The sequence below is a fragment of the Pseudomonas luteola NBRC 103146 genome (genome assembly GCF_002091675.1).
Lineage (GTDB): Bacteria > Pseudomonadota > Gammaproteobacteria > Pseudomonadales > Pseudomonadaceae > Chryseomonas > Chryseomonas luteola.
Genome location: NZ_BDAE01000009.1, coordinates 63,409 through 76,299, shown reverse-complemented (window position 1 = coordinate 76,299; position 12,891 = coordinate 63,409). Strand labels below are relative to the sequence as shown.

The window sequence follows — 12,891 nt, the reverse complement described above, 5'->3', positions numbered from 1 at the left end:
TCTGCGACGTGTAACGACCATACGAGCACACCAGGAAGTCACCCTATCACCCAAGGAACCTGCTCATGATGCTTGAAAAGCAGCGTCTCGAGACGTCGTCCATCAACGCTCTCGCTAACGAAGAGGTCATGGCGATCCACGTCAGGCAGTTCATTCCTCAGGAACTGGCGTCGAAGATAGCCCAGCAAATTCTCGGACAGGGTTTCGAAAGCTACCTTAACGCACTTAACGCACCCAGTATCGGCCGTATCGGCATGGCCTTTTACGAGGCTGAAAATCAGCCGCCCCGGCTGGCGGACTATTTTGAAAGCGTCTACGAAAACATTGAAGAACTGCGACGGCGTTGCCAGCCGTATCTGTCCCCTATCGATCTGCTGCGCTGCACGCTCGATGAAGTCTGGCCTGCGGGCGCCCGGCTGCAAACCCTGTATGGACGCAAGATGTATGTAGGGCTTTCCCGCGTCGTCAAACCGGGCGTTCGCTTCCTTGCCCATCACGACATCTTTGCCAAGGATGCTCCGCAGAGCACCGAGGCCATGAGCCTTGAGGCCCAGATGGCCTGCAACGTTTACCTGAACATGCCAAGCGAGGGCGGCGCCCTGCAGCTCTGGCGAACCGAGCTTACGCCCGATCAGTTCGACGCCCTGCGTGGCACAAGCTATGGGATAGACCCCACCCTGCTGGGACCACCCGATGTTGAAATCCGACCGGAGCCGGGTGACCTCATTCTCTTCAACTCAAGAAAGATGCATGCGGTCACTCCCGGTTCGGACCATTTACGCCTCAGCCTGTCGTGTTTTGTTGGATACCGAGGCGCTGGCAGCCCGTTAACCTTCTGGAGTTGAAATTGACGTCCTCTTACTTCACCGAATTTTTAAGCCTTGCCATCATCCATTTTCTGGCGGTGGTCGCACCAGGGCCCGATTTTGCCATCACGGTACGCCAGAGCGTTCGCTACGGACGTCTGGTCGGGCTGTTTACGGCGTTGGGCATCGGAGCAGGCATTTCGGTACATGTGCTCTATACGCTGCTGGGCATCGGTGCCCTGATGCACGCCACTCCCTGGCTGCTCAGTGTTGCAAAAGTCGTTGGGGGCGCCTACATCCTTTATCTAGGCATCAGCCTGCTCAAAAGCAAGCCGACCCAGGCATTGGATGAAGTGCAAGGCGGCACGGTGGCTGTCGATGAGCAAACCATCGGCAAAGCATTCCGTATTGGGTTCCTCACCAATGCTACCAACCCCAAGGCAACCCTGTTTTTTCTGGCGATCTTTACTACCGTGGTGAGCGCACAAACCCCAATGAAAATCCAGGCGCTGTATGGCTTGTGGATGTGTTGTGTGAACGCAGCCTGGTTCATGATCGTCAGCTTTCTGTTTTCGAGCCCTCGTGTGCGACAACTGTTCCTGCGCATGGGGCACTGGTTCGAACCTACGATGGGGCTAGTGCTGGTGTTCTTCGCCGGCCGGTTGTTGCTGTCGATCATCTAAGTGTTTCACGGCTCGATAGCCACAAGCTGCCGGGCCGTGTCGAAACCTGGCTGGAGCGGTTCACTGCACAGCTGTTTGTCCCTACCCCAGCACGGAGCTGAATAGACTCATGCCACAAGCCATTCGATCCTACTCGACCCGTACCGCCGAAAAATTCGTCCTCCGGCTGCCTGAAGGCATGCGTGAGCGTATTGCAGAGGTTGCTCGCAACCACCACCGCAGCATGAACTCCGAAATCATCTCGTACCTGGAGCATAGTCTGGTGCAGGACGGCCTTCTGGAAGCTGATCCCGACATGCGCATGGACAGCCCGACCCTGAGTCTGCACGAACGGGAACTGCTCCAGCGCTTCCGCCAGCTTTCCGGTCGACAGCAGAATGCCCTTATCTCGCTGATTGCCGATGACCTTGAACGCGTAGGCGAGCACTGAACCAAGGTTCTCCCTCCAGGGCTCCCAACTGCTTTACCAGGCTGCCCAGCACCACCGGGCCAGCCAGGGGCACGCGACTATCCGGCCACCCAATCGTGCTCCAGAGGATATGGAGATGCGCCTGGCGACAGCGTAAAAAGCTGTCGCTTTCTTTAACGTAAGGCCCGCACTGGCGGGCTTTGCTCTACGCTCAGAAGCCTTTGCCTGAAAAGCCAGAAACCCATTCAGGCGAAGGCCATGGCCTCATGATGGATTCTCTTTTCCTTCCCGGACAGGCTGGGTACTGTTGCCATGGGTGAGGAATCGCCTGAACCGATCCATACAATTCATGTTACAACCCGCTACGCCCTGATCCGAACATCTGCAAACCTCATGGGGTCGGACCCCAAGGACCGGCCGTAGGCCAGCATGTATCTGGATCATTAGGACGACTTATGCCGTTGTTGAAGCTGCTGCATTTTCTGGGATTGATTGGGTGGTGCGGCAGCCTGCTCTATCTACCGGGCCTGTTGATGGCCCAGGTTCATGACATACACAAGGCCGACAGACCTTATCGGTCTGGTACAGGCGACATTACTTCAGAGCTAGACGCTCCCGTTCCGGCCCTACAGCTGCTAAGGCCTGAGCTGCTGCGCTATGTATTCACGCTCATTGCCACCCCTTGTGCGTTGGTAGCGATTATCAGCGGAACACTTCTGTTCATCCGTCACAGCCTTTTCGATCCGTGGTTGATCCTGAAGCTCAGCCTGGTAGCCGTCATGGTAGTAGGTCACGCCTTATGTGGTGCGCTGATTCTGAAAAGCGATAACCTGGCGCCCAGGACCATACGGGCATGGAGCATAGGCCTGGCGGTTGCGCTCAGTCTGGTTATCGGGGGCACGCTGTATCTTGTCCTGGCCAAGCCAGGTTGGAGCGGCGCATGACCAACCGATCAGCTTTCCACGTCCACCCCAACCGCATGTTCGTAGACCAGACGGCCCCCCAGATAGCTGGCAAGGGAAATCAGTACAGCAGTAACGCCGGTCAGGTAAAAGCTCCAGAGCACGAGCTCTTCACCCCCCTGATACCGCACCATCCAGTTGAGCGAAGCCAGGGACAACATCATTACGGCCAGAATGGCATGGCACCATGCTGTAATACGTCGGCGTATATCCGCCACGGTAGTAATGTCGATCAGTCCGGCGATACTGGCTACCCAACCACCCGTAGCCCCTACACCTGCCAACCACAGTCCGGCTCGTGCCCAGAACTCATCACCCGTCCACCAGAAGCCGAAATCGGCACCCACCAGTGCGATCAGTGCCGCGACGGGAAAGTGAATCAGCATGGGATGAATCGGGTGGCCCGCTACGGCGGCGCGGCTTTCGATGTTATCGGTCGCAGGCATGCAGGACTCTCCAGTCGATGGCAGACCTTTAAATGGACCGCATGGGGACTGACAGTTCCCCTGGTAACCGGCTGTAGCGGTACACAGTCCATGCTCGACCCCTATGGCCCAGCAGCCCGGGCCGTCGCCTGGACCTGGTGGGCCATGTTTGGTTTCTCCGCCGTCGTCCTGGTAGGTGTAGTAGCGCTCTGGTTGATCGGAATGCGTCGCCCGCCGGCAGCTGTACCGGAGGAAAAGGTTGCGCGCTACAACCGCCGCTGGATTGTCTGGGGAGGCATTGTGCTGCCTTGCGTCAGTATCGTGCTATTGCTCAGCTTTGGCATTCCTCAGGGTAAGCGCATGCTGCCGCTGCCAGTGGAAGGCGTACAGCCGCTCAAAGTTGAGGTGATCGGTCATCAGTGGTGGTGGGAAGTGCGCTATCCCGAAAGCGGCGTGGTAACGGCCAACCAGATGAACCTTCCGGCCGGTCGCCCGCTGGATATTCACGTCAGCAGCGCGGACGTGATCCACTCCTTCTGGATTCCGCGCCTGGGCGGAAAGATCGACATGATTCCCGGCCGTACAAACGTCATCCGTCTGGAAGCGGACCGACCAGCGACACACCGCGGGCAATGCAGCGAATTCTGCGGCATGCAGCACACCCACATGATTCTCTACAGCGAGGTCCAGACAGCTGAGGATTTCGCAACCTGGATCCAGGCGCGACAGCAATGGCAGGCGCCTGCGCCAAAGCCCGAAGCCAGAGGCCTCTTTGAGCGCGAGTGTGCCGCCTGTGGACTTGAGTCGCCGCTTGGAGGGATCACAGGCGAAACGTTGCTGATAGGGCCGGATCTAGGCGACGTAGGTAGCCGCAGCCACCTGGGCGCCGGAGTGCTCAAAAATGAACCAGGCGCCATTCGCCGCTGGCTTTCAAAGCATCAGACCCTCAAGCCGGAAAACCGCATGCCGCCGCTGGATCACCTGGGGGATACGGAACTCGATGTACTTGCCGACTGGCTGGAGACCCTTACCCCATGAGCGACATGACCGCCCACACCTACGGCGAGCAGGCCGAACAGGATCGTCTTCATCAGGATCTTGATCAGGTCTGGGGTAATCCCCGTGGCTGGCGCGCACTCAGTATCGTCAACCACACCACCATTGGGGTGCGCTTTTTGGTGACGGGCCTGTTTTTCTTTCTGGTTGGACTGCTTCTGGCCATGCTGATTCGCACCCAGCTGGCTATCCCGGGCAATACATTTCTGGGACCGGACGAATACAACCAGGTCTTCACCATGCACGGCACGGTCATGATGTTTCTGTTTGCCGTACCGATTCTGGAAGGTCTCGCCATCTACCTGCTACCCAAGATGCTGGGCGCACGCGATATGCTATTCCCACGCCTTTCATCCCTTGGCTACTGGTGCTACCTGTTCGGTGGATTGATCCTGCTGTCGAGCCTGCTATTGGATGTAGCTCCCAATGCCGGCTGGTTCATGTACACGCCCCTGTCGGACCGGGTGTACTCACCGGGACTCAACTCGGACTTCTGGCTGATCGGAATTACCTTTGTCGAGATCTCCGCTATCTCGGCAGGCGTCGAGATCGTCGTATCCATTCTTCGAGCGCGCGCGCCCGGCATGGGACTACACCAGATGCCGATCTTCGCCTGGTACATGCTCGTAGTAGCCATGATGATCCTGATCGGCTTTCCGCCCATGATACTGGCAAGCCTGATGCTGGAGATTTCCCGTGCTGCCGATCTGCCCTTCTTCGACGTGGCCCGCGGAGGCGACCCTGTGCTGTGGCAGCATCTGTTCTGGCTGTTCGGCCACCCTGAGGTTTACATCATCTTTTTACCGGCCGCCGGTATCGTTTCGACCATTCTCCCGGTGTTCTGCGGGCGTCCGCTGGTGGGTTACCGCTGGGTTGTACTGGGTGTGCTAACGACTGGTTTCATCAGCTTTGGTCTATGGGTACACCATATGTTTACCATCGGCATTCCCCAACTGGCGCAACTGTTCTTTTCGGCGGCCAGCATGCTGGTGGCAGTGCCAACAGGGATTCAGGTGTTTTCCTGGATTGCGACCCTGTGGCTGGGTAAGCCTCGATTCGAGCTGCCCATGCTCTGGCTGGTAGGATTTATCGTCATCTTTGTTGCAGGTGGGCTAACAGGCGTGATGCTCTCTCTCGTGCCGTTCGACTGGCAGGTGCATGACACCTACTTTGTCGTCGCCCACTTCCATTATGTGCTGGTAGGCGGCATGTTCTTCCCGCTAATGGCCGGCATCTACTACTGGCTACCGCATTTCTCAGGCCGGATGCCCTCCATGACGCTTGGGCGGTGGGGCTTCTGGCTGACTTTCATCGGCTTCAACATGACCTTTCTGATCATGCACTGGACGGGCCTTATGGGTATGCCACGGCGGGTCTATACCTATGAAAGCGGCCTGGGCTGGGATTTGCCCAACCTGATCTCCTCGATTGGCGGCTTCATCATGGCCTTTGGTGTTGCAACGTTTCTGCTCGACCTGTTCCTGCATTTCCGCTTTGGCGAGAAGGCCGGTAAGAATCCGTGGAAGGCGGATACGCTGGAGTGGGCAACGCAATTGCCACCCACTGCCTATAACTTCATCAGCTTGCCGGAAGTGACGACCCGCCATCCCTTGTGGGACCAGCCGCATCTGCCGGAAGCGATCGCCAATGGCGAATATGGCCTTTCGGTCAGTAGTCATGGTCGCCGCGAAACCTGGGGTGTCGATCCGGTTACCGGACGGGTACGCCATGTGATTCACCTACCCGGCAATTCGATATGGCCCTTTGTGCTTTCGGCTGTACTGGGTGTGATGTGCATCTGCCTGTTAGTCAGTGCCTATACGTTAGCGGGTCTGGGTGCGCTGGCGGCGCTGATCATCTGTCTGCGCTGGAGCTGGGAAAACGGCGCTCATCCCAAGGCAGCGCCTGATGCGCATACCCAGCCGGATGAGCCTCCCTTGCACTCCCGTACGTTTGACGGTCCGGGCCTCTGGGGCATGGGAGCCACATTGATTTCCAACGGCTCCCTTTACCTCTCACTATTGTTCGGCTGGTTCTACCTGTGGAGCGTGTCGCCCAATTGGCAGATTCCTTCGCAGAATCCGCTCAACCATGGACTTATGTTGGCCGCGTTGCTGCCGGCATTCATCGTCACCGGCTGGCTGCGCCGTGTCGTGAGTCAGCTCAGGGAGAAGCACATTACGCACCTAGGGTCTCAACTGGCAGGTATCACTGTGCTTGGCCTGGTGCATACGCTGTTGCTGGTCTTGGTAATCATTGAAGCGCCTTTGAAGCCTACCGAAACAACCCACGATGCCGTGCTGCTGACCATGCTGGGTTACAGCCTGCTCCACGCCGTGGTAGGTGTTCTGGCTACTGCGCTTCAGGCCTTGCGGGTGTATTGGGGGTATGTAGGGATCAATGCACCTTATGAGCCCAAGATCGTGCTGCAGTGGTGGGTTTACACCACAACGGTAGTTGCCATCAGCTACATCGCCACGGTGCTGTTTCCTCTGACCTGGAATCCTTACTGATGCGTCCAGCCCATCCCTTGCAGTTGGTTGCAGGCCTTGTTGTCTGGAGCGTGTGGTTTATCTCTATCTATGGGGGGCTTACAGTAGCCTGCCAGATCACGCCGCCTGCTGCAGAAGCTGGTGCCCTCAATCGTATAAACCTCATGCTGGGTTTGCTTACGCTCGCCACACTGGTTTTTTTGCTATGGAATGCGCGGCGCTGCTGGCAGGCTATTGGCCTAGGAGATTCCGAGGAGGCGCGTCGGCAACGCTTCCTGGCAACGCTGGGCGCCGGACTGCACCTGGTCAGCGCAATCGCCACGCTGTTTGTGGGTATTCCCATTCTGTTGATGCCGCCATGCCTCTAGCCCTGATAATCCTGCTGGGTATTGCACCTTCGGCCTATGGTCATGGGCTACTAGAGGGTCATCTGACCGAACGTCTACCTATATGGGGCTGCGCTGTACTGCTGGCTGCCATGTGGGGGCTCTATTACATAGGGCAGCGCCGGGTTCCGCCTCATCGAGGCGAGGCGCTCTGGTTTCATGCCGGCATGGTCGTCGCAGCCCTGGCAACGTTTGGTCCGTTCGATGGCTGGGCGGAAACCAGTACAGCGATGCATATGGTCCAGCATATGCTCTATATGATTATCGTTGCGCCCCTGTGGGCGCTCGCCAGACCGCTGCCCCAGTGGCAGGCTGCGTTACGTGGACGCGGCCGACGCGTCTGGCATCCTATCCTGAAGGCCGGTCGCTATCCAACGGCTGCAGCCCTGCTCCATGCGCTGGCGATCTGGGGCTGGCATGCCCCTAAACCTTACCAGCTCGCCCTGGATAACCTCTGGTGGCATGTCACCGAACACATCTGCTTTCTTTTTACCGGTTGGTTATTGTGGTGGTCGTGCCTGCATGCCAGTCATGCGCGTGTTCCTCAGGCGTTGCTTGCGCTTCTGCTCACACTCATGCATACCGGATTACTGGGCGCGCTTCTCACCTTCAGTACCCAAACGCTTTACCACGAATCAGGCGACCTGTCTGACCAACAGTTGGCAGGCCTCATCATGTGGGTGCCTGGCAGCCTCGCCTATATGCTGGGTCTGGGCTGGATTGCCTGGCGATGGCTGAGCCGTCAATGGCGACGGACGTCGGAGCGGGCCACCTGAGAGCCTGCCGTCAAGATTGACAGGCTTTCAGGTGCTCACGGCAAGGCGAACACGTACGGAATGCCGCTTGTTTCCTGATCGGTGTTGACAATAGCCATGGGCGGAGGCGGGCTCGCCATGTCTCACATCAACGATGCGGGCTACTGGATCTTCACTAAACTGGCTGGACTGAACGTGGGCGACGGCCTGCGGACCTGGACCGTACTGACCACACTGCTGGGCTCCCTGGGGTTTATCTTGACCCTGTTGCTCTGGCCCTTTGTCTGAACACTCGAAGGAGAGACCATGCCCCGCTTCGCTGCAAACCTGAGCATGCTATATCCCGAACACGACTTTCTCGACCGCTTTGCTGCGGCCGCGGCCGATGGCTTCAAGGCAGTCGAGTACCTGTTTCCTTACGACTACCTAGCTGCCGAACTCAAGGCACGGCTCGACGACTACGGACTTGTCCAGGCGCTGTTCAACGCACCACCTGGGAATTGGGCGACCGGAGAGCGCGGTCTCGCCTCCCTCCCCGGCCGCGAAGCTGAATTTCGGGATAGCATCGCCCGTGCGCTGGACTATGCTGCCGCTCTGGGTAATGACCGCTTTCATGTCATGGCCGGGCTGCTGCCGGCAGGCGCAGATCGCGCAGCACACCGTGAGGTATACCTGCAAAACCTCACCTATGCGACACAGGAAGCGGCCAAGAGTGGCCTGACGGTAGTCATTGAGCCTATCAATACGCGTGATATGCCCGGTTTCTTCCTGAACCGGCAGGATGAGGCTCAGGCCATCTGTTCAGAAGTGGGTGCTGCCAACCTCAAGGTCCAATTTGACTGCTACCACTGCCAAATCGTAGAAGGAGATATCTCTGCAAAACTACGTCGTGACATAGCAGGTATTGGGTATATCCAGATTGCTGGCGTACCGGACCGCCACGAACCAGACAGCGGCGAAATCAATTATCCCTATCTGTTCCAGCTGATCGATGAATTGGGATACACCGGTTGGATCGGCTGTGAATACCGTCCCCGTGGAAATACATCTGAAGGCTTGGCATGGATGCGTCATCTAAGCGCTTAGGTCCTTTCTTCATGTCGGCGGGCGTTTCTGCGTCCGCCTCCTCTCATTACCTCCTTTAACAGCGTTACGCTTGCTCGGTTGCATTGGGCCGACTCCTACAGACCGCTTACGTTCCTGTAAATCTTCTGGTTTTAGACACAGCTCTCAAGCAGTCTAGAACCGGCCCTACCGCTCGTAAGTTTCTCTGAACGAACCGTTCATGACTCACTCCATTTTCACGAAGGGCATGAAAACACCGAGCGAAATCAACAGCAGGATAGACGGATGAGCAACGACCAGTCTGATAGGCAAGCAACCGAAACGATACCTATCGTTGAAGAGCGTGCTGAGCTTCATAAAGAGACTGTCGAATCCGGCCGCGTCCGGATCAACAAGACCGTCGAGTCCAAGGAATACACCGTTTCTGACGCCTTGCGGTATGAGGAAACGGTTATCGAACGGGTCAAATTCGACACGCCAGTCGACCCCGCTCACCTTCCACAGGTGCGGCAGGACGGTGATGTCACCATCATCCCTGTTTTCGAAGAAGTTCTGGTTGTTGAAAAACGCTTGATGTTGAAGGAAGAACTTCATGTCCAACGCGTCACTCGTGAAGCACAACGTACCGTGCCGGTCACATTGAAACGCGAAAACGTGACTGTGGAACGCAGCCACTCTCATCCGGAGTCAGATCACTCCGGTTCCGCGCGGTAATCGCAGTCTGCACCGCCCAATCGAATCGCAGCACAGCTGCCGAAGAGAACGAAAGGTGACCTTATGAAACAGCACATTCTAGTTGCAGCATTTGACCACGTTAACGAAGCAGAACAGGTTAAGCGTGAGCTTTTGTCCAAAGGCGTATCCCAAACGAACATCCGTATGGCCGCCTCTAACGAATCCCCCGTGCTCGACGGCACGACAGATACTTCCATGCGGTCCGACACCCGTACTCACGACGATGAATCAATGACCGACAAGATCGGCGGCTTCTTCCGCTCCATCTTCAGCGATAGCGATACCCATAACAGCCGCTACGCCGATACTTATCCTGAAGCGGTACGCCGTGGATCCACTGTAGTGACTGTTACCGTCAATGACGACGCACAAGTAGGTGTCGTTGAAGAAATCATGGAGCGCAATGGCGCAATTGATATCGACGAGCGCAGCGCCAATTGGAGCAACCAGGGTGCGATCGGCTCTTCAGCGACCACAATGGGCACCAGCACTGCTACCGGACCGGTATCGAGTGACTACCCCAACACAGCTTCTACACTGGGTGTAGGGTCCACTACCCTCGCTGACCAGACGCCTACTGAAGCGACTGACCGCACGGCCATTCCAGTCATGGAAGAAGAATTGAAGGTCGGCAAACGTGAAAACAGCCTGGGCCGCGTACGAGTGGTATCACGTATGAGTGAGCGTCCCGTTGAAGAAACGGTCAACCTCAGCGAACAGCATGCCGTTATCGAACGTCGCCCTGTCGACCGCCCAGTCTCCACTGACGATCTTTCTGCCTTCAAATCTGGAACGGTAGAGATCCAGGAAACGGCAGAAGAAGCCGTTGTTGAGAAGACCGCTCGAGTTGTGGAAGAAGTCATGGTAGGTAAGGAAACGACTCATCATAACGAAACGGTTCGTGACACAGTACGCCGTACCGATGTAGACATCGAAAATGACAATGTCGCAACCCGGGCTGGCATGCGTGGCACCGATCATATGGACGATGTTGATCCTACCACCCGCACCAAACGCTAATCGTCTGTTTAGCGAAAAGGCCACCTAATGGTGGCCTTTTTGTTTTTACGTTTCTGATTACTTGGTTATATGTATGGGTTTGGTGGCTTTTTTAAACCATTAATAGGGCTGGTATTATTTTGTGATACCGTTATTTGTTTTAAGGAGCAACAACAACCGCGTCCCATTTATGAGTGATAGCCGTCACAATTTATGGGCAATCTGGTAAAGACTCATTAACAGAACATTAATAAACAGCGCTTTTCTTTCCATACAAAGCAAACTAGATCACATAAATAAGCAAATCTGCCGCTTGAAGCGGCGAGCTTTTTTGGCAGGCGCTAAGCATAGGTGCTACACGGGGATATAGGATTTTTCTGTGGCCGAGCGCACAAACGTTTTGGATCAAAATCCCCGTACGCGACGGTGAAAGGCACTTATGCGCGGTCGGTAGTAGATGGCCGCGGTGGATATCAGTGATAGCCATTCATGATGCAGTGCCAAGGAAACCACCCCGCTCTGGCTTGTCGCCGGGCGAGCCCTTGGCCATGGAACGGCGTTGTTAAGAGGATCAGGACGATGCTTTTTAACTCGTTTGCGTTTATAGCCGGATTTCTTCCAGTCGTACTACTAGGCTTTTTTGTATTGGGTGGGACGGGTCGACAACGCCTGGCGATCGTCTGGCTGACACTCGCCTCCCTGGTATTTTATGGTTGGTGGAACCCAGCCAACGTTCCGCTGTTGGCCGCAAGCATGATCTTTAATTACCTGCTGGGTGGCTATCTACTTCGCAACCCTTCCCGCCGGGCCCTGACACTAGGTATTGCCGCCAACCTGGCACTGCTGGGGTACTACAAATACACCGGTTTTCTGCTCGGTACGCTTGATGATGTGCTCGATACAGGCTGGACGGTCAGTGACATCATTCTACCCTTGGCCATTTCGTTCTTCACGTTCCAGCAAATTGCCTATTTGGTCGATGCACACGACGGTGAAGTTGTTGAACATGATTTTCTCAACTACTGCCTTTTCATTACCTTCTTTCCGCACCTGATCGCCGGACCGATTACCCATCACCGTGAGATGCTTGAGCAGTTTCGCGAACGCAACAACTTCAAACCCCGCCTGGATAATCTCACTATTGGCACCACTATCTTCCTGCTGGGGCTATTCAAGAAGGTTGTTATCGCCGACCCGCTGGGTGAAAAGGCTTCGCCGGTGTTTGCATTGGCAGCCGACGGCGTGACGCCCTCTTTCTTCGACGCATGGACCGGCGCGCTTACCTACACCCTTCAGATCTATTTTGATTTTTCCGGCTATAGCGACATGGCGATCGGCCTGGGACTTCTTTTTGGAATAAGCCTACCGGCCAACTTCAACAGCCCGTTCAAGGCACGCAACGTGATCGACTACTGGTCTCGCTGGCACATGACGCTGACACGCTTTCTGACCGCCTATATCTACAATCCCATCGTCATGCGGATTACCCGTGCACGGCTGGCTGCCGGTAAGCCCCTGCCCAAGCGCGGAAAAATGTCGCTTGGTACCTTTGTAGCGCTGGTGGCCTACCCTACCCTTTTCACCATGTTCATTTCCGGCGTCTGGCATGGGGCCGGCTGGCAATTCGTAGCGTTCGGGCTACTGCACGGTTTTTACCTTGTGGTCGCCCATGGCTGGCGCGCCTATAAGGTCAGTAAAGGCTGGAAGCTCGACAGTGATAACCGAATCCATCAGGTCGCTGCGTTGCTGCTCACCTTCACCTGTGTGGTGGTGGCCATGGTGTTCTTCCGAGCCGAAAGCGTGTCCGCTGCCATGGCGATCCTCACCGGCATGGTGGGCCTGAGCGACGTCTCGACCAAGCTCGACAAGTCCGACTTTCTGGCCATCGCTATGTTGCTGGCCTTTGTCTGGACCATGCCCAATATCGGCCAGTGGATGCATCACTTCCGCACTGCCCTGAACTTTCGGCCAAAGGAAAACTGGATCGAACACTGGTTCCCCTTCGTGGCGTGGCGGCCTACGCCAGTGCTAGGCGCTACCTTGGGTGTATTGGGCTTTTTTGCATTGGCCTCTGCGTTCTCTGCGGCCCCGACCGAGTTTCTTTACTTCCAGTTCTAA

12 protein-coding genes and 2 pseudogenes are annotated in these 12,891 nt (G+C 56.3%); 13 read left to right on the top strand and 1 reads right to left on the bottom strand.

What is annotated here, in order from left to right; translation table 11 throughout:
• Window positions 1-65 precede the first annotated feature (65 nt).
• The 4 genes from PLU01S_RS12185 to PLU01S_RS12170 all read left to right on the top strand — a co-directional run bounded on the left by PLU01S_RS12185 (window position 66) and on the right by PLU01S_RS12170 (window position 2,842).
• Entirely contained in the window at window positions 66-845 is a 780-nt protein-coding gene (locus tag PLU01S_RS12185) for a 2OG-Fe(II)-dependent halogenase WelO5 family protein (protein ID WP_074825711.1), read from the top strand.
• A 2-nt stretch (window positions 846-847) separates the two neighbouring features.
• Window positions 848-1,489 (top strand): LysE family translocator, encoded by a 642-nt coding sequence (locus tag PLU01S_RS12180; RefSeq protein ID WP_074825709.1) that lies wholly within the window; start codon window positions 848-850, stop codon window positions 1,487-1,489.
• A gap of 109 nt (window positions 1,490-1,598) precedes the next feature.
• The gene (locus tag PLU01S_RS12175) at window positions 1,599-1,919 is read left to right on the top strand and encodes an Arc family DNA-binding protein (RefSeq protein ID WP_010798506.1); all 321 of its coding nucleotides are present in this window, start codon (window positions 1,599-1,601) and stop codon (window positions 1,917-1,919) included.
• Between the two features lie 434 nt (window positions 1,920-2,353).
• Complete coding sequence (locus PLU01S_RS12170; RefSeq protein ID WP_074825707.1) at window positions 2,354-2,842, top strand: hypothetical protein; 489 nt, start codon at window positions 2,354-2,356, stop codon at window positions 2,840-2,842.
• A gap of 8 nt (window positions 2,843-2,850) precedes the next feature.
• Here PLU01S_RS12170 and PLU01S_RS12165 read toward each other — a convergent pair whose 3' ends face one another.
• Window positions 2,851-3,306, bottom strand: a complete 456-nt coding sequence (locus PLU01S_RS12165) for a DUF2231 domain-containing protein (protein ID WP_074825705.1) — start codon at window positions 3,304-3,306, stop codon at window positions 2,851-2,853.
• 90 nt (window positions 3,307-3,396) lie between these two features.
• Here PLU01S_RS12165 and coxB point away from each other — a divergent pair, with 90 nt between their 5' ends.
• From coxB to PLU01S_RS12120, 9 genes and pseudogenes are all read left to right on the top strand, one after another.
• Complete coding sequence (coxB, locus tag PLU01S_RS12160) at window positions 3,397-4,323, top strand: cytochrome c oxidase subunit II (RefSeq protein ID WP_074825704.1); 927 nt, start codon at window positions 3,397-3,399, stop codon at window positions 4,321-4,323.
• A 5-nt stretch (window positions 4,324-4,328) separates the two neighbouring features.
• A complete protein-coding gene (gene ctaD / locus PLU01S_RS12155; RefSeq protein WP_074826154.1) occupies window positions 4,329-6,854 on the top strand; it encodes a cytochrome c oxidase subunit I in 2,526 nt (841 codons plus the stop codon).
• Window positions 6,854-7,201, top strand: a complete 348-nt coding sequence (locus tag PLU01S_RS12150; RefSeq protein ID WP_074825703.1) for a hypothetical protein — start codon at window positions 6,854-6,856, stop codon at window positions 7,199-7,201. The genes ctaD and PLU01S_RS12150 overlap by 1 nt, the downstream gene beginning before the upstream one ends.
• Window positions 7,192-7,995, top strand: a complete 804-nt coding sequence (locus PLU01S_RS12145; RefSeq protein WP_073450519.1) for a cytochrome c oxidase assembly protein — start codon at window positions 7,192-7,194, stop codon at window positions 7,993-7,995. The genes PLU01S_RS12150 and PLU01S_RS12145 overlap by 10 nt, the downstream gene beginning before the upstream one ends.
• Window positions 7,996-8,073: 78 nt before the next feature.
• Window positions 8,074-8,262: pseudogene (locus PLU01S_RS12140) on the top strand (GntT/GntP/DsdX family permease); the annotation flags it as partial.
• Window positions 8,263-8,280: 18 nt separating this feature from the next.
• Window positions 8,281-9,060, top strand: coding sequence for a 2-oxo-tetronate isomerase (gene otnI / locus PLU01S_RS12135; RefSeq protein ID WP_074825702.1), 780 nt, complete (start codon window positions 8,281-8,283; stop codon window positions 9,058-9,060).
• A gap of 249 nt (window positions 9,061-9,309) precedes the next feature.
• Window positions 9,310-9,753, top strand: a pseudogene (locus tag PLU01S_RS26390) (YsnF/AvaK domain-containing protein); the annotation flags it as partial.
• Window positions 9,754-9,816: 63 nt separating this feature from the next.
• Window positions 9,817-10,794, top strand: a complete 978-nt coding sequence (locus tag PLU01S_RS12125) for a YsnF/AvaK domain-containing protein (RefSeq protein ID WP_074825699.1) — start codon at window positions 9,817-9,819, stop codon at window positions 10,792-10,794.
• 558 nt (window positions 10,795-11,352) lie between these two features.
• Window positions 11,353-12,891 carry an MBOAT family O-acyltransferase gene (locus tag PLU01S_RS12120; RefSeq protein WP_074825697.1) on the top strand — a complete coding sequence of 513 codons (1,539 nt, stop codon included), beginning with the start codon at window positions 11,353-11,355 and terminating at the stop codon, window positions 12,889-12,891.

What these genes read in the sequence shown, in the direction of transcription:
- PLU01S_RS12150 (WP_074825703.1), top strand. Translation starts at nt 6,854, where the DNA reads ATGCGTCCAGCCCATCCCTTGCAGTTGGTTGCAGGCCTTGTTGTCTGG.
- ctaD (WP_074826154.1), top strand. Translation starts at nt 4,329, where the DNA reads ATGACCGCCCACACCTACGGCGAGCAGGCCGAACAGGATCGTCTTCAT.
- PLU01S_RS12120 (WP_074825697.1), top strand. Translation starts at nt 11,353, where the DNA reads ATGCTTTTTAACTCGTTTGCGTTTATAGCCGGATTTCTTCCAGTCGTA.
- PLU01S_RS12145 (WP_073450519.1), top strand. Translation starts at nt 7,192, where the DNA reads ATGCCTCTAGCCCTGATAATCCTGCTGGGTATTGCACCTTCGGCCTAT.
- PLU01S_RS12170 (WP_074825707.1), top strand. Translation starts at nt 2,354, where the DNA reads ATGCCGTTGTTGAAGCTGCTGCATTTTCTGGGATTGATTGGGTGGTGC.
- otnI (WP_074825702.1), top strand. Translation starts at nt 8,281, where the DNA reads ATGCCCCGCTTCGCTGCAAACCTGAGCATGCTATATCCCGAACACGAC.
- coxB (WP_074825704.1), top strand. Translation starts at nt 3,397, where the DNA reads ATGCTCGACCCCTATGGCCCAGCAGCCCGGGCCGTCGCCTGGACCTGG.
- PLU01S_RS12185 (WP_074825711.1), top strand. Translation starts at nt 66, where the DNA reads ATGATGCTTGAAAAGCAGCGTCTCGAGACGTCGTCCATCAACGCTCTC.
- PLU01S_RS12165 (WP_074825705.1), bottom strand. Translation starts at nt 3,306, where the DNA reads ATGCCTGCGACCGATAACATCGAAAGCCGCGCCGCCGTAGCGGGCCAC.
- PLU01S_RS12125 (WP_074825699.1), top strand. Translation starts at nt 9,817, where the DNA reads ATGAAACAGCACATTCTAGTTGCAGCATTTGACCACGTTAACGAAGCA.
- PLU01S_RS12175 (WP_010798506.1), top strand. Translation starts at nt 1,599, where the DNA reads ATGCCACAAGCCATTCGATCCTACTCGACCCGTACCGCCGAAAAATTC.